The sequence below is a fragment of the Aquimarina aggregata genome (assembly GCF_001632745.1).
Lineage (GTDB): Bacteria > Bacteroidota > Bacteroidia > Flavobacteriales > Flavobacteriaceae > Aquimarina > Aquimarina aggregata.
Map to the genome: position 1 here is coordinate 608,947 of NZ_LQRT01000013.1, position 16,358 is coordinate 625,304.

19 protein-coding genes are annotated in these 16,358 nt (G+C 33.3%); 2 read left to right on the plus strand and 17 right to left on the minus strand.

All coding sequences use genetic code 11. The features are described 5' to 3' along the window. Positions 1 to 40: 40 nt before the first annotated feature. Positions 41 to 1,819, minus strand: coding sequence for an arginine--tRNA ligase (gene argS, locus AWE51_RS13975; protein WP_066314427.1), 1,779 nt, complete (start codon positions 1,817 to 1,819; stop codon positions 41 to 43). Between the two features lie 135 nt (positions 1,820 to 1,954). Between argS and AWE51_RS13980 the strand changes: the two genes are divergently transcribed. Together AWE51_RS13980 and AWE51_RS13985 are read left to right on the plus strand one after the other, a co-directional pair. Further along, positions 1,955 to 3,376 carry an SDR family oxidoreductase gene (locus AWE51_RS13980; RefSeq protein WP_066314428.1) on the plus strand — a complete coding sequence of 474 codons (1,422 nt, stop codon included), beginning with the start codon at positions 1,955 to 1,957 and terminating at the stop codon, positions 3,374 to 3,376. Positions 3,377 to 3,462: 86 nt separating this feature from the next. Next, complete coding sequence (locus AWE51_RS13985) at positions 3,463 to 4,086, plus strand: chromophore lyase CpcT/CpeT (protein WP_066314431.1); 624 nt, start codon at positions 3,463 to 3,465, stop codon at positions 4,084 to 4,086. A 5-nt stretch (positions 4,087 to 4,091) separates the two neighbouring features. On the opposite strand, the gene AWE51_RS13990 is transcribed toward AWE51_RS13985, so the two are convergent. From AWE51_RS13990 to rpmD, 16 genes are all read right to left on the minus strand, one after another. Further along, positions 4,092 to 4,502, minus strand: coding sequence for an RrF2 family transcriptional regulator (locus AWE51_RS13990; protein WP_066314433.1), 411 nt, complete (start codon positions 4,500 to 4,502; stop codon positions 4,092 to 4,094). Between the two features lie 75 nt (positions 4,503 to 4,577). Next, complete coding sequence (gene ctlX, locus AWE51_RS13995; protein ID WP_066314434.1) at positions 4,578 to 5,513, minus strand: citrulline utilization hydrolase CtlX; 936 nt, start codon at positions 5,511 to 5,513, stop codon at positions 4,578 to 4,580. 39 nt (positions 5,514 to 5,552) lie between these two features. After that, complete coding sequence (locus tag AWE51_RS14000) at positions 5,553 to 6,407, minus strand: dimethylarginine dimethylaminohydrolase family protein (protein ID WP_082832449.1); 855 nt, start codon at positions 6,405 to 6,407, stop codon at positions 5,553 to 5,555. 260 nt (positions 6,408 to 6,667) lie between these two features. Next, the gene (locus AWE51_RS14005) at positions 6,668 to 7,954 is read right to left on the minus strand and encodes a citrate synthase (RefSeq protein WP_066314436.1); all 1,287 of its coding nucleotides are present in this window, start codon (positions 7,952 to 7,954) and stop codon (positions 6,668 to 6,670) included. 176 nt (positions 7,955 to 8,130) lie between these two features. Further along, on the minus strand, positions 8,131 to 9,420 hold the full coding sequence (gene eno / locus AWE51_RS14010) for a phosphopyruvate hydratase (protein WP_066314440.1): 1,290 nt from the start codon (positions 9,418 to 9,420) through the stop codon (positions 8,131 to 8,133). 185 nt (positions 9,421 to 9,605) lie between these two features. Next, a complete protein-coding gene (gene carA / locus AWE51_RS14015) occupies positions 9,606 to 10,721 on the minus strand; it encodes a glutamine-hydrolyzing carbamoyl-phosphate synthase small subunit (RefSeq protein WP_066314441.1) in 1,116 nt (371 codons plus the stop codon). 128 nt (positions 10,722 to 10,849) lie between these two features. Next, on the minus strand, positions 10,850 to 11,326 hold the full coding sequence (gene rplQ, locus AWE51_RS14020; protein WP_066314442.1) for a 50S ribosomal protein L17: 477 nt from the start codon (positions 11,324 to 11,326) through the stop codon (positions 10,850 to 10,852). Between the two features lie 60 nt (positions 11,327 to 11,386). Next, a complete protein-coding gene (locus tag AWE51_RS14025) occupies positions 11,387 to 12,379 on the minus strand; it encodes a DNA-directed RNA polymerase subunit alpha (protein ID WP_066314443.1) in 993 nt (330 codons plus the stop codon). 24 nt (positions 12,380 to 12,403) lie between these two features. Further along, positions 12,404 to 13,009 (minus strand): 30S ribosomal protein S4, encoded by a 606-nt coding sequence (gene rpsD, locus AWE51_RS14030; protein WP_066314444.1) that lies wholly within the window; start codon positions 13,007 to 13,009, stop codon positions 12,404 to 12,406. A gap of 133 nt (positions 13,010 to 13,142) precedes the next feature. Continuing rightward, entirely contained in the window at positions 13,143 to 13,526 is a 384-nt protein-coding gene (rpsK, locus tag AWE51_RS14035; protein WP_066314445.1) for a 30S ribosomal protein S11, read from the minus strand. Between the two features lie 8 nt (positions 13,527 to 13,534). Beyond that, entirely contained in the window at positions 13,535 to 13,909 is a 375-nt protein-coding gene (gene rpsM / locus AWE51_RS14040; RefSeq protein WP_066314446.1) for a 30S ribosomal protein S13, read from the minus strand. 2 nt (positions 13,910 to 13,911) lie between these two features. Continuing rightward, on the minus strand, positions 13,912 to 14,028 hold the full coding sequence (gene ykgO / locus AWE51_RS26150; protein ID WP_013621733.1) for a type B 50S ribosomal protein L36: 117 nt from the start codon (positions 14,026 to 14,028) through the stop codon (positions 13,912 to 13,914). A 117-nt stretch (positions 14,029 to 14,145) separates the two neighbouring features. Continuing rightward, entirely contained in the window at positions 14,146 to 14,361 is a 216-nt protein-coding gene (gene infA, locus AWE51_RS14045) for a translation initiation factor IF-1 (RefSeq protein WP_010181908.1), read from the minus strand. Then, positions 14,361 to 15,698, minus strand: coding sequence for a preprotein translocase subunit SecY (gene secY / locus AWE51_RS14050; protein ID WP_066314447.1), 1,338 nt, complete (start codon positions 15,696 to 15,698; stop codon positions 14,361 to 14,363). Before secY ends, infA begins: the two co-directional genes overlap by 1 nt. 10 nt (positions 15,699 to 15,708) lie before the next feature. Beyond that, complete coding sequence (rplO, locus tag AWE51_RS14055; RefSeq protein WP_066314449.1) at positions 15,709 to 16,161, minus strand: 50S ribosomal protein L15; 453 nt, start codon at positions 16,159 to 16,161, stop codon at positions 15,709 to 15,711. Positions 16,162 to 16,170: 9 nt separating this feature from the next. Further along, on the minus strand, positions 16,171 to 16,350 hold the full coding sequence (gene rpmD / locus AWE51_RS14060; RefSeq protein WP_027392536.1) for a 50S ribosomal protein L30: 180 nt from the start codon (positions 16,348 to 16,350) through the stop codon (positions 16,171 to 16,173). Between the last annotated feature and the right edge of the window lie 8 nt (positions 16,351 to 16,358).

A 16,358-nucleotide genomic window follows, 5' to 3' on the forward strand; every position in this document is an offset into this window, starting at 1 on the left:
CATCCACCTGTATTTTGCACCTATCACACTATAAATGCGACTACATTCTTTCCGGAACATTTATACCTAAAAGCCCAAATGCACTCTTTATCGTATTTCCTACGATACTAGAAAGTTGTACTCTAAATTGTTTTTCTTTTTCGCTATCTGCACCAAAAATAGATACGTTTTGAAAAAATGAATTATAACTTTTTACAAGGTCATAAGTATAATTGGCAATAACTGCTGGGCTAAGCTCGTTGGCAGCGTTTTGGATAATTTCTGGATATACTTCTAATTGCTTAATCAATTCTTTCTCTTTATCATGCAATGCTATAGTAGTTATTGATTCAGTATAGTCAAAATTTGCTTTTCGTAAAATTGCTTGTATTCTAGCATACGTATACTGAATAAACGGACCTGTATTTCCTTGAAAGTCTACAGATTCTTCAGGATTAAAAAGTATTCTCTTTTTAGGATCTACTTTAAGAATGAAATATTTTAATGCTCCTAATCCAATCGTATTATATATATTTTCTTTTTCTTCTTGAGAATACCCTTCAAGCTTACCAAGATCTTTAGAGATTTCTCCAGCTGTTTTTGTCATCTCAACAATTAAATCATCGGCATCAACTACAGTACCTTCTCTACTTTTCATTTTACCGCTTGGTAAATCTACCATTCCATAACTTAGGTGATGTAAATTTTGTGCCCAATCATATCCTAATTTTTTAAGGATTAGGAATAACACTTTGAAATGATAGTCTTGTTCATTACCAACTGTATAAATCATACCGGTGACATCTGGTTTATCTTTCGAGCGTTGAATTGCCGTTCCAATATCCTGAGTCATATACACCGAAGTTCCGTCACTTCGTAGTACCAGTTTTTCATCAAGCCCTTCATCTGTAAGGTCGCACCAAACGGACCCATCCTCTTTTTTAAAAAATATACCTTTTGTTAACCCTTCCTCTATATTGTCTTTACCTAAAAGATATGTATTACTTTCATAATAATAACTATCAAAATCTACTCCTAACGTCTTATAAGTTTGATCAAAACCTTGGTATACCCAACTATTCATAGTCTTCCACAAAGCAATTACTTCTTCGTCTCCTGACTCCCACTTTCTAAGCATTTCTTGAGCTTCTATTAAAATAGGTGCTTCTTTCTTCGCTTCTTCTTCAGATTTACCATCTGCAATAAGATTATGTATTTGTTCTTTATATACTTGATCAAATTTCACATAATAATTACCAACTAACTTATCTCCTTTTAGATTTGATGTTTCTGGAGTTTCCTGATGGCCATAGTTCTGCCATGCAACCATTGACTTACAAATGTGTATTCCTCTATCATTTATAATTTGAGTTTTATACACTTTTTTACCACTAGCCTTAATAATTTCTGCTACTGCATATCCTAATAAGTTATTTCTTATATGTCCTAAGTGTAATGGTTTATTGGTATTAGGCGAAGAGTACTCTACCATTACAGCTTCACCATTTTGTGAAGGGGCTATAAAACCAAACTGTTCGTTATCTTTAATACTTGCAAAAAAATCAAGGTAATATGAATTAGAAACTACTAGATTTAAAAACCCTTTGACTACATTATAATCATCGATTTCTACAATATTTTCAACCAAATATTTCCCAACTGCCTCTCCTATTTGTACAGGATTTCCCTTAACCACTCTTAACATTGGAAATACAACAACTGTAACATCCCCTTCAAACTCTTTTCGGGTCCCTTGTAATTCAACAGATTCTAACGTAACACTATACAAGTCTTGTATTGCTTTTTTTACATTATCTATAATAGTTTGCTGTAGGCTCATATGCTAAAAAAATTAAGGTGCAAAGATAATAGAAATTATAGTCCTGTACCACTGCAACATTTCAATATCTTATAATAAAAAATCAATTTACTTTTATTTTATCTAACATAAATTCTTTGTAACTTAAACAGAAAAATGCGAATTCTTCTTACGGGAACCAACGGGTATATCGGAATGCGCCTTTTACCCTTACTTATTACTAATGGGCATGAAGTGATTTGTTGTGTACGCGACAAAAATAGACTCTCTATAGATGCTGAAACAAGAAAAAAAGTTTCTATTATCGAAATCGACTTTTTAATCCCTCCAGATTCATCAAAACTTCCAAAAGATATAGATGCAGCTTATTATCTAATTCATTCTATGAGTTCGTCTACTACAGATTTTGAAAAGAAAGAGGAAATTGCTGCTAAAAACTTTAATACTTACGTTGAAAACACCAATATCAAGCAGGTAATTTATTTAAGTGGTATTGTGAACGAAAAAAACCTCTCGAAACACTTATGGTCAAGAAAAAATGTAGAAGAAACGCTATACAAAGGAAAATATAACCTCACTGTTTTAAGATCAGGTATTATTGTGGGATCTGGTAGTTCATCTTTTGAAATTATTAGAGATTTGTGCGAAAAACTTCCATTAATGATCACTCCGAAATGGGTGAATACTAAAACGCAACCGATTGCAATTCGAGATGTACTTAACTTTATGATTGGAGTGTTAGGGAATGCCACATGTTTTAATCAATCTTATGACATTAGTGGACCCAATGTAATGACTTATAAGCAAATGCTTAAACAGTATGCTAAAGTTAGGGGAATAAAATTGCTTATTCTTACTGTTCCTGTGATGACACCCAAACTATCATCATATTGGCTTTATTTTGTTACTTCTACATCATATAAACTAGCTCTTAATTTAGTAGATAGTATGACTATTCCTGTTATTGCAAATGACAATAGGCTACAAGAACAATTGAATATTTCACCAATGAGCTATGTCAAGGCTTTAGAATTAGCATTTATCAAAATTGAACAAAATCAGGTTGTTTCTAGTTGGAAAGACTCTATGGTAAGTGGTCGTTTTGAAAAAAACATTCAGAAATATGTCACCGTACCTAAACGTGGGTGTTTTAAGGACAAAAAAAAGATAAAACTAAAAAATTCAGAAAGTGCTTTAAATCGGATTTGGGGTATTGGTGGAGAAACAGGCTGGTACTACGGAAATTGGCTATGGAAAATTAGAGGGTATTTTGATAAAATTTTTGGGGGTGTCGGATTGCGAAGAGGACGTACACATCCTGATGAATTATTTTCTGGAGATGCCTTAGATTTTTGGAGGGTATTAGTGGCTGATAAAAAAGAAATGCGATTATTATTATTTGCGGAAATGAGGGTTCCTGGAGAAGCATGGCTAGAATTTGACATTGACCAACATGGGGTATTACACCAAACAGCAACCTTTAGACCTAAAGGCATTTGGGGAAGATTATATTGGTATGCAATGGTTCCTTTTCATTACTTTATTTTTGATGGTATGATACGAAGAATAGCATCTTGAAAATTGACTTTAAAGGATTAAAAGCTAAGTTTTATCGATTAATTGCATATTTTTGCTTTTTTTCATATATTTAAGAAAACATACAAATGAAACAACTCTCACTTATCATCTTAACTGCGTTAGCATTATTCTCATGCAATTCTGCTCCTGTAAAAGATGTAGAGTTGCATAATTTGGTAACGATGATATTAGGTGAATTTTCTAATGCAGAGCAAACAGAAAAGGATGCTAGTTTTAGACATTTAAATCTTAAATCAGTTAGAATCTGGAAAGATAGACCAGGGTATTGGGTATACACCGAAGTTCATGAAGCTTCTGAAAACAACAATATATATAGTCAACGAATATTAGAGTACGAACGAGTAGATTCTTTAAATTTTAAAAGTACTAGTTATAAAATATTAAATGAAAAAGAATACAAGTTTGGTTGGCAAAATGCTAAAGTATTTAATAAATTAACTTTAGATAGTTTACGATTAAAAGAAGGTTGCCAAGTATATTTCAAGAAAAAAACGTCTACAATATACTCAGGAAAGACAAATAGAGACTCATGTCTAAGCTCAATTAAGTCTGTAAACCATATTACCAGTTCTTTCGTAGTAAGTAAAAATAAAATATCTGTATGGACCCGGGGTTACAGTAAAGAAGGAAAACACATTTTTGGTAAAATCAGTGGTCCATATAAATATAAGAAAATAGCAAAACGATAATTTTGTTAATTTGTAAAGTCTGCTAATGTTTTGTTTTCTAAAACCTTTAAAGTATTATCCCTTACCTCTATCATAAGACTATGAACGGTACACCTATCCTCATCGGGACAATCACCGCACTTTTCATAAAAATTAAGACTAACACATGGCAACATAGCTATAGGTCCTTCTAGAATACGTATTATTGAAGCCATTACAATATCTTTAGGCTCTTTAATAAGATAGTATCCACCACCTTTTCCTTTTTTTGATCCTAAAATTCCATTTTTTCTTAAAGTCAATAATATACTTTCTAAAAATTTTTGAGAAATATTTTCACTTTGGGCTATTTCTGATATTTGTACAGGGTGATCACAATTTTTTCTAGCGATATAGGTAAGTGCTTTTAAGCCATATTTTGTTTTCTTTGAAAGCATATTTGACGAGTTTCAGGTTTACTATTAAATTGCTAAAAGCATTTGTAATCTAAACCATAAAACAGGGTACATAGATTACATGCTTTTCGGTAAAAAGACCTCTGCCATCATACATCTTGCACTACCTCCTCCTAATGTCTCAATAGTATTAAGATCGCTGTGAAGAATTGAACAATGTTTTTCTATTTTAAGTATTTGATCTTTTGTCAAGCTTTTAAAAGCCGCCGTTGACATCACAAGATAGCGCTTATCTCCCGAACCTACAACTTGTAACATATTGCCCGCAAAATTATTCACTTGATCTTCATTAATCGCAATAATTTCTTTATTATCTGCTTTTAAGTGGTTGATCACATTTTTACGCTCTTTTTTATCATCTATACAATCTAAACAAACTACAGCAAATGTTTCTGCAATTCCCATCATTACATTTGTATGGTAGATTGGTAGTCTTTGTTCATTTACAGTTTGATAAGCCGTAAAGATAACTGGAGTATATTCAAAATCTTCACAAAACTCTATGAACAACTCTTCATCCGCTCTTGGAGAAAGAGCACAATATGCTTTTTTATTAACTCTATCTAAAACTAAACTACCAGTCCCTTCTAAAAAAACCTCTTCTTCTTCGGCAGCCGTATAATCTATAATATTATGTATTTCATAGCCAGAAGTTTCAATAAAATCTAAAATCTCCGGTCTACGTTCTTTTCTTCTGTTCACCGCAAACATAGGATACAAACCCACGTCTCCATTTTCATGAAAAGAGACCCAATTATTTGGAAAAATAGAATCAGGAGTATCATTTTTAGGGTCATCATCAATAACGATTACATCAACTCCTACCTTTTTCAATGCATTTACAAAATTCTCGAACTCTTGTTTTGCAATTTTATTTGCATCTTCTTGACTTATTCCAGCATCTTCCTGATAATAATTATTAACAGCAGTTTGTTCATTCATCCTAAATTGCACGGGACGAATCATTACAATGGTATTGGTTACTTGTCTCATATCTCTATAAACTTATAGCATTCAAAATCTATAAAATAATTAGTCTCTTATTAAAGGCATTGTAGAACAACGTAATAGCCCTTCTTGTTTTGCAATCTCAGCATACTGAACCTCCTCGACCGTAATACCTAAACTTCTTAGCCAAGTATTTAATCTTACAAAATTTTTCTCTGAGATAACTACATCTTCTGAGATTGAAAAAACATTAGAATTCATATAATACATTTCATTCTTGTCAATATGAAATACATTCTCTTTTCCAAAAAAGTCAACTAAATACTGGTAATCCTCCGGATTTCGAAATCCTTCCTTATGAATTATTGCTTTATTCTTCCCTACTGGTTGAAAACAACAATCTAAGTGCAAAGCATTATCTCTAGGATCATCCATAGATTTATTAAGATCAAACTCTTTTACCTTTTTATTTGGAAAAAGCGACTTAATATATTCTACTCCCTTCATATTTGTTCTTGCAACAATACAATCAGGATAATCCTCCCCTTTATAGGTTCCTATAAAAATATGATCGTTATGAACAATAATATCCCCCCCTTCAAAATGGATGTCTTCTGAAGGTGCTTTAAAAACCATTTCAGGAGAAATCTTATCTATTACATGTTGAATTGCCTTAATTTCTTTTTCTCGATCAGGAAGAATATTTGACTTAATAAATTTATCATCTATCACCAATGCTATATCTCTAGCAAAAATCTGGTTGTAGTCTACAATAACCTCTGGCCTGTAAACTTTTACATCATATTTTTCAAAAATTTTTGCCACAGCATTCATTTCTGAAATCATATCTGACTCCTTTGGATAAGTTCCTGCTTTTATATGCTCAATTGACTTTGGATCATAAGCATCTTCAATTTTAGGAACAGGTCCATTGCTCATTGCTGTTCCTAAAACCACGGCTCTAAGTCGGGATGTTTCGTTTTTTATATTTAATTTCAAAAATCGAGTGTTTAAATATGTTAGTTGAAGTAGTTAGGCAAATATATAAAGAGACTATTTCATCGTAAAACTTTAATCAAAAAAAACACCTGATTTTTATTAATTTTTCAAAAAACAACAGATTTAAGTCTTGCTTTTATATATTCAATAAAAAAGGGCATTGAATTTCTTCAATGCCCTTTTTATTTAGTTTATTTCTACTAACGTTCAGAGATTTCTTTAAAATCTCTGTGATTTTCTCCAATATAGATTTGTCTTGGTCTCCCTATAGGTTCTTTTCTAAGACGCATTTCTCTCCACTGTGCAATCCACCCTGGTAATCTTCCAAGAGCGAACATCACTGTAAACATTTCTGTTGGAATTCCTAATGCTCTATAAATAATCCCTGAGTAAAAATCTACGTTAGGATATAATTTTCTTTGTACAAAGTACTCATCCTTTAAAGCAACTTCTGACAATCCCTTAGCAATATCAAGAACAGGATCTTCAATACCCAAGTTACCAAGTACTTCTTCTGCAGATTTTTTAATAATCTTAGCTCTAGGATCAAAATTCTTATAAACTCTATGTCCAAATCCCATTAAACGGAACGAGTCTTCTTTATCTTTTGCCTTGTTTATGTATTTAGCAGTATCTCCTCCATCTTCCTTAATAGCTTCTAGCATTTCTATAACAGCTTGGTTTGCTCCACCATGAAGAGGTCCCCAAAGCGCAGATATCCCTGCTGATAATGAAGCAAACAATCCTGCATGAGAAGAACCTACAATTCTTACCGTAGATGTCGAACAGTTTTGTTCGTGATCGGCGTGAAGAATTAACAACTTATCTAATGCATCATTTACAATTTTATTAGCCTCATATGTTTTATTTGGTCTTGCAAACATCATTTTATGTAAATTCTCTACATATCCTAATGAGCTATCGCCATAATCTAGTGGTAAACTCTTTCTTTTTCTCATTGTCCATGCTGCAAGAACAGGAAACTTGGCAAGTATTTTCACTATTGCATTATACATCTCTTCTTCTGAATCCACATCTACAGATCCTGGATTAAATGCAATTAAGGCACTAGTTAGAGAAGATAATACGCCCATTGGGTGAGCACTCTTCGGAAAACCATCTAAGATTTTCTTCATATCCTCATCTACATGAGATTCTTCTTTTATATCTTTATCGAATTTTTCTAACTCAGTAGCTGTAGGTAAATTTCCAAAAATTAGCAAATAACATACTTCTAGAAAATCTGCCTTCTCTGCTAATTCTTCAATAGAATACCCTCTATATCTTAAAATTCCTTTTTCTCCGTCAAGAAAAGTGATAGCACTTTCACAACTTCCTGTATTTTTATATCCAGGATCTATTGTCGTAACTCCACCTGTAGCTCCTCTAAGCGTTTTAATATCAATTCCTAATTCGTTCTCTGTTCCTTCTATGATTGGAAACTCATATTTTTTACCATCGATTTCTAAAGTAGCTGTTTTTGACATCTGTTTATATAAGGATTTTACTGTTATTATAAGGGTCGCTAAATTACAAAATATAGCGTTAATATGGTATTAATCGTATGATCAATTTTAACCTTACAAGTCTTTTTTTAAATTATTCATAAAAAAAAATAGACTGCCCTCGAGGACAGTCTATTTTAAGAACACTAATTCTGCTCTTATTTAATTTTAAAAGCTTTTTCTTTAGGATAAAAAGCAACAGTTCCTAATTCTTCTTCGATACGTAATAACTGGTTATATTTAGCCATTCTATCACTACGAGAAGCAGAACCAGTTTTTATTTGTCCTGTATTTAAAGCTACTGCTAAATCTGCAATAGTATTATCTTCTGTTTCTCCTGATCGGTGTGACATTACTGAAGTATACCCTGCATTATGCGCCATATTTACAGCAGCAATAGTTTCTGTTAATGTACCTATTTGATTAACTTTAATAAGGATTGAATTTGCAATACCATTTTCTATTCCTCTGGAAAGTCTTTCCACATTAGTAACAAACAAATCATCTCCTACCAATTGTACTTTATCTCCAATTTTATCTGTTAGATATTTCCATCCATCCCAATCATTTTCATCCATCCCATCTTCGATAGAAATAATAGGGTACTTAGCTGCTAACTCTGCCAAGTAATCTGCTTGTTCTTCGCTTGAACGAATTACGCCTGTATCACCTTCGAACTTCGTATAATCATATTTTCCGTCAACATAAAATTCTGCTGCAGCACAATCCAAAGCTACCATTACTTCATCTCCAAATTTGTACCCGGCTTTCTCTACTGCCAGTGCAATTGAATCTAGCGCATCTTCGGTACCATCTAATGTAGGAGCAAAACCACCTTCATCACCTACTGCTGTACTTAGTCCTCGATCATGTAATACTTTCTTCAAATTATGGAAAATTTCAGTTCCCATTTGCATAGCATGCGTGAAATTTTCAGCCTTTACAGGCATTACCATAAATTCTTGAAATGCAATTGGTGCATCACTATGAGAACCTCCATTTATGATGTTCATCATAGGAACCGGAAGTGTATTAGCACTTACTCCTCCAACATAACGATATAAAGGCATCCCTAGTTCGTTAGCTGCTGCTTTTGCCACTGCCAATGAAACTCCCAATATAGCATTTGCTCCAAGTTTTGATTTATTAGGTGTACCATCTATCTCAATCATTGTTTGATCTATTAGATTTTGATCAAATATTGAGTACCCCAATAATTCTTCAGCAATTATTGTATTTACATTTTCAACAGCTTTAAGAACTCCTTTACCCATGTAGGTATCACCCCCATCTCGCAGCTCAACAGCTTCATGTTCTCCTGTTGAAGCTCCTGATGGTACAGCAGCTCTTCCTAAAACACCGTTTTCTGTGATCACGTCTACTTCTACTGTAGGATTTCCTCTTGAATCTAAAATCTGTCTAGCGTGAATATTAATAATTACACTCATTTTTTTATTTATTTTGTTGGATAATTTTAATTCTTCGCAATATACAAAACAGGTAAATCTTGACCCCTTCAAAAAAGCCTTAATTTACTGTCGAAATTGCAATATTACTGTTAAGTTATCAACTATAACGTTATAGATTAACTCATTATCAAAATACTTAGTTAACTATCAATTTTACTTTGATACTAAGCTGTAATTTTTGCTTTTTTGATATTTTCAATAAATTGATCGAATAGATATGTTGAATCATTTGGACCTGGGCTAGCCTCTGGATGATATTGTACAGAAAAACAATTTTTATTCTTCATTTTAATTCCAGCCACAGTATTATCATTTAAATGTACGTGTGTTATTTCAACATCAGGATGTGCCTCGGTTTCTTCCCTATTAATAGCAAATCCATGGTTTTGCGATGTAATCTCTCCTTTACTAGTTATTAAATTTTTAACCGGATGATTAATTCCTCTATGTCCATTGTGCATTTTATATGTACTTATGCCATTGGCTAGTGCAATAACTTGATGTCCTAGACATATTCCAAACAAAGGTAAATCTTTATCTAATATTTCTTTAGCTGTATTGATTGCGGCACTTAAAGGCTCTGGATCTCCAGGTCCGTTAGACAAGAAATATCCATCAGGTCCCCATTCACTCAATTCAGAAAAATTTGTGTCATAAGGAAATACTTTTATGTACGCATCACGCTGAGCAAGGTTTCTTAAAATATTCTTTTTAATTCCAATATCTAAAGCAGAAATCTTATATGTTGCATTAGGATCACCAACAAAGTAAGGTTCTTTAGTAGAAACCTTAGACGCTAATTCTAGACCGTTCATGTCTGGCACTTTGGCTAGTTGTTCTTTTAAACTATCTATATTATCTACTTCTGTAGAAATAACCGCATTCATTGCTCCATTATCTCTAATATAACTGACTAAAGCTCTAGTATCTACATCGGATATAGCTAATAAATTATTTTTTTCTAAAAAATCTTGTAAAGAACTATCTGCTAGGTCTCTGGAATAATCAAAACTAAAATTCTTAACGATGAGACCTGCAATTTTAATAGAATCCGACTCTACCTCTTCTTTATTAGTACCATAATTACCAATATGTGCATTTGTAGCGACCATTAATTGCCCATAGTATGAAGGGTCTGTAAAGATTTCCTGATAACCTGTCATTCCAGTATTAAAACACACTTCGCCAAATGCACTACCTTCTCTTCCTACGGCTTTGCCATGAAAGATAGTACCATCAGCTAATACAAGAACTGCTTTTTTTCGAGATTGATATTTCATCTGTTGCATTTATTAAAATAGTATTTCCATTTTCGGCGGAAACAAACCTAGTTTACGATAATTCAAAAAAAAAGGATAAACGTTAAAACGTTTATCCTTTTTCACTATGTGTTTTTCACACTTTTCATTTATTCTTCTTCAGAATTTGCAGTTTCAGTTACAGGGGCTACAGGAGCATCTGCACTTTTCTTACTTCTACCTCTTCTTGTTGATTTTTTCTTAGCAGGTTTACCAGCGTTATATAACTCGTTATAATCTACTAATTCAATCATTGCCATATCAGCATTATCACCTAGACGATTACCAAGTTTAATGATTCTTGTATATCCACCTGGTCTATCCCCTACTTTAGGAGCAACATCTCTAAATAATTCAGTAACTGCATATTTATTACGTAGTTTACTAAATACAATACGACGGTTATGTGTTGTATCTTCTTTAGATTTTGTTACTAATGGCTCTACGAATTGCTTAAGCGCTTTTGCTTTTGCAACAGTAGTATTAATTCTTTTGTGTTCTATTAAAGAACAAGCCATATTAGCAAGCATCGACTTGCGATGTGCAGTCTTTCTTCCTAAGTGATTTACTTTTTTTCCGTGTCTCATGACATTTTAATTTAATCATCATCTTGCTACAACCCATTTTGAGGAGCAAATTATGATGGATTAGTCTTTATCTAATTTATATTTTGAAAGATCCATTCCGAAGTTAAGACCTTTAACATTTACTAATTCTTCTAGTTCTGTTAATGATTTTTTACCGAAATTACGGAACTTCATTAAGTCATTCTTATTGTATGATACTAGATCACCCAAAGTATCAACTTCTGCAGCTTTTAAACAGTTTAATGCTCTTACTGAAAGATCCATATCGATTAATTTGGTCTTCAATAACTGTCTCATATGAAGTGATTCTTCATCATAAGTTTCAGTTTGAGCTATCTCATCAGCTTCTAATGTTATACGCTCATCAGAGAACAACATAAAGTGATGGATTAATATTTTAGCCGCTTCAGTTAATGCATCTTTTGGATGTATAGATCCATCTGTAACAATTTCGAAAACTAATTTTTCGTAATCTGTTTTTTGCTCTACACGATAGTTCTCAATGCTATATTTCACATTTTTTATCGGAGTATAAATAGAATCCGTAAAAATTGTTCCTATAGGAGCATTAGCTTTCTTATTTTCTTCAGCAGGCACATAACCTCTACCTTTTTCAATGGTAATTTCAAGATTAAGTGCTACTTTTTTATCCATATTACAGATAACCAAGTCAGGATTCAGTACTTGAAATCCAGAAATAAATTTCTGAAAATCTCCAGCTACTAATTGTTCATGTCCAGAAATAGATATAGTCACAGATTCATTATCTATATCTTCAATCTGACGCTTGAAACGTACCTGCTTAAGATTTAGAATAATTTCTGTAACATCTTCTACTACTCCAGAAATAGTTGAAAACTCATGATCTACACCCTCTACTCTAAGAGAAGTTATAGCGAATCCCTCTAAAGAAGATAGCAAAACTCTTCGTAAAGCGTTACCAACCGTTAATCCATACCCTGGCTCTAATGGTCTAAACTCAAATTTACCATCGAACTCAGTAGAGTCGATCATGATAACTTTATCGGGCTTCTGAAAATTTAATATTGCCATGTTAGTTTTTCTTCTTTAGCGTTATTACTTAGAGTATAATTCGACGATGAATTGTTCGTTGATATTTTCCGGAATTTGGATTCTTGCCGGAACAGATACAAAAGTACCTTGTTTAGTATCGTTGTTGAAGGTAATCCACTCATAGACTTTGCTATTATTAGCTAGTGAATTTTGGATAACTTCTAATGATTTTGATTTTTCTCTTACACCAACAACATCTCCAGCTTTTAATTGATAAGATGGAATATTTACTTGTTGTCCGTTTACAGTAATGTGTCTATGAGATACTAGTTGTCTTGCTCCTCTACGAGAATTTGCAAGCCCCATTCTAAAGACTACATTATCTAAACGAGATTCACATAATTGAAGTAAAACCTCACCCGTAATACCCTGAGAACGTGTTGCCTTCTCAAACATATTACGAAACTGACGTTCTAAAACACCATATGTATATTTAGCTTTTTGCTTCTCCATTAACTGGATAGCATATTCACTTTTTTTACCTCTACGTCTGTTGTTTCCGTGTTGCCCAGGAGGGTAATTTCTTCTTTCGAATGACTTATCGTCTCCGAAGATCGCTTCACCAAATTTACGAGCGATTTTAGTTTTTGGACCAGTATATCTTGCCATTATTAATAATTTAGTTATTGAGGTGATTATGAATTAAGGTCTCTTTCCTTCGATAATCATAGTTCCCCATTTCGATTTACTTATATATACTAGAAATACATATTCTGAACTTTATTCAGAAAACGGTTTCTAATTATACTCTACGTCTTTTAGGAGGACGACATCCGTTATGAGGCATTGGCGTTACATCGATAATCTCTGAAACTTCAATTCCTACATTATGTAGTGAACGTATTGCTGATTCTCTTCCATTACCTGGACCTTTTACGTACACTTTAACTTTCTTAAGTCCTGCTTCGATAGCTACTTTAGAAGCATCTTCTGCTGCTAATTGTGCTGCATAGGGAGTATTCTTTTTAGAACCTCTAAATCCCATTTTACCCGCTGAAGACCAAGAAATAACGTCTCCTTTTTTATTCGTTAACGAAATAATAATGTTGTTAAAAGAAGCGGTAACATGTGCCTCCCCTACTGATTCAACTATTACTTTACGTTTTTTTGAAGTTGACTTTGCCATACTACTTATTATTTAGTTGCTTTTTTCTTGTTAGCAACTGTTTTTCTTCTTCCTTTACGTGTTCTAGAATTATTCTTAGTACGTTGTCCTCTAAGCGGTAAACCAGCTCTGTGACGAATACCTCTATAACATCCTATATCCATAAGACGTTTGATATTCAATTGCACTTCAGAACGTAATTCTCCTTCAATGGTGTAGGTTCCTACAGCTTCACGGATTCGACCAATTTGATCGTCATCCCAATCAGAAACTTTTATACTCTCATCTACTTTGGCAGTATCTAAAATTTCTTTAGCTCTACTTCTACCAATTCCGAAGATATAGGTTAATGCTATAACTCCTCGCTTTTGTTTAGGTATATCTACCCCTGCAATTCTTGCCATAATTACCCTTGTCTTTGTTTAAATCTAGGATTCTTTTTATTAATCACGTAAAGTCGGCCTTTTCTACGCACAATCTTGCACTCGGCACTTCTCTTTTTTATTGATGCTCTAACTTTCATCGGTTTTTGTTTAATTCCTGAAAGTACAATATACACTTTCAGAAGATATCTTTAACAAGATTTTTCAGCCTGCAAAATTACACAAAAAATCTTAATTATCTAATATTCTTAAAATTATTAGTATCTATATGTTATACGAGCCTTTGATAAATCATAAGGACTCATCTCTAACTTTACCTTATCACCTGGTAACAACTTAATATAATGCATTCTCATTTTACCTGAGATATGAGCTGTTACAACATGACCATTTTCAAGTTCTACTCGGAACATTGCGTTTGACAATGCTTCGATGATACTTCCGTCTTGTTCAATTGCTGGTTGCTTTGCCATTATGCTACTGCTTTTCTATTTTTACCAGATTTCATTAATCCATCGTAATGTCTATTTAACAAATAAGAATTAACTTGTTGCATTGTATCTATTGCTACACCTACCATAATCAGTAACGATGTACCACCAAAAAACAATGCCCATCCTTGTTGAACATTTAACAACTTAACTGCAATTGCTGGAAATACAGCTATTAGTGCTAAGAAAACAGATCCTGGTAAAGTTATTTGTGACATTATTCTATCCAAATATTCTGAAGTTTCACTTCCTGGTCGAATCCCTGGAATAAAACCACCACTTCTTTTTAAATCATCTGCCATTTTATTTGTTGGTACCGTAATTGCCGTATAGAAAAAAGTAAATACTATAATCAACAATGCGAATACAACATTATACCAAAGTCCAAAAATATCACTAAATGCAGCTTTGATACTTTGTGACATATCAGAATCAGATAATCCTGCAACTGCCGAAGGAACAAACATAATAGCCTGAGCAAAAATTATTGGCATTACTCCAGAAGCATTTAATTTTAATGGAATATACTGGCGTGAACCAAAAACATTCTTCTCATATCCGCCACCAGCTGTTCTTCTTGCATACTGAACCGGTATTTGACGTACAGCCATTACAAGCAATACTGATGCTAAAATAATAACAAACCAGATTACCAATTCAATTAGTACCATGATCATACCCCCACCATCTCCAGAAACTCTAGAAACAAAGTTTTGTACAAATGATTGAGGAAGTGTTGCAATAATACCTACCATAATTAATAAGGAAATACCATTACCAATACCTTTATCTGTAATTTTCTCACCTAACCACATTGCAAAAATACAACCAGTAGATATGATAATTACTGAAGACACAACAAAAACTGTCTGATTAGAAATTACAAAAGCTTCAGGAGGTAATATTGAGAATAAGTTATAGATATAACCTGGTCCCTGCACAAGTGTAATAGCTATTGTTAACCAACGTGTTATTTGGTTAATTTTTTTCCTACCACTTTCTCCCTCTTTTTGTAGTTTTTGCAAATATGGTATCGCTATACCCATTAACTGCACTACAATTGATGCAGAAATATAAGGCATAATTCCTAATGCAAATATAGAAGCATTCGAAAATGCCCCTCCTGTAAATGCATTTAACAGACCAAGTATTCCTTGATCTGCTTGTGATGCCAAACTTGCTAATTGAGAAGCATCAACTCCAGGAAGCACAACTTGCGCTCCGAAGCGATATACTAAAAGTAAACCTAGAGTAACTAGGATTCTATTTTTTAGTTCTTCAATTTTCCAAATGTTTTTTATTGTATCAATAAATTTCATGAGTTGTCTATTATAAGGTTACTGCTTCGCCACCCGCAGCTTCGATAGCTGCTTTTGCTGTGGCCGTAAATTTGTGAGCTGAGACTTTCAATTTCGCCTTCAATTCACCTCTTCCCAGTATCTTAATCAAATCATTTTTCCCCGCTAATCGAGTTGCTAAGATCACTTCCAAATCTACAGCATCCTTGATTTTCCCATCATCTACTAATTTTTGTAGTGTGTCTAGGTTAATCCCTTGATACTCTTTTCTGTTAATGTTCTTAAAACCGAATTTAGGCACACGTCTCTGAAGTGGCATTTGTCCACCTTCAAAACCAATCTTTCTAGAATAACCAGAACGTGATTTCGCACCTTTATGTCCACGTGTTGCAGTTCCGCCCTTACCAGAACCTTGACCACGACCAACTCGTTTACTATTATTTTTTACCGAACCTGCAGCAGGTTTTAAATTACTTAAATCCATTTGCTTATATTATTTTGTTTCTACCGAAACTAAATGTTTAACTTTATTTACCATCCCAAGGATATTAGGAGTATCATCATGCTCCACAACCTGGCCGATTTTCTTAAGACCGAGAGCTTCTAAAGTTCTCTTTTGTCTTTGAGTGCGGTTAATTGCACTTTTTACTTTAGTGATTTTAATCTTTGCCATCGTTCTGT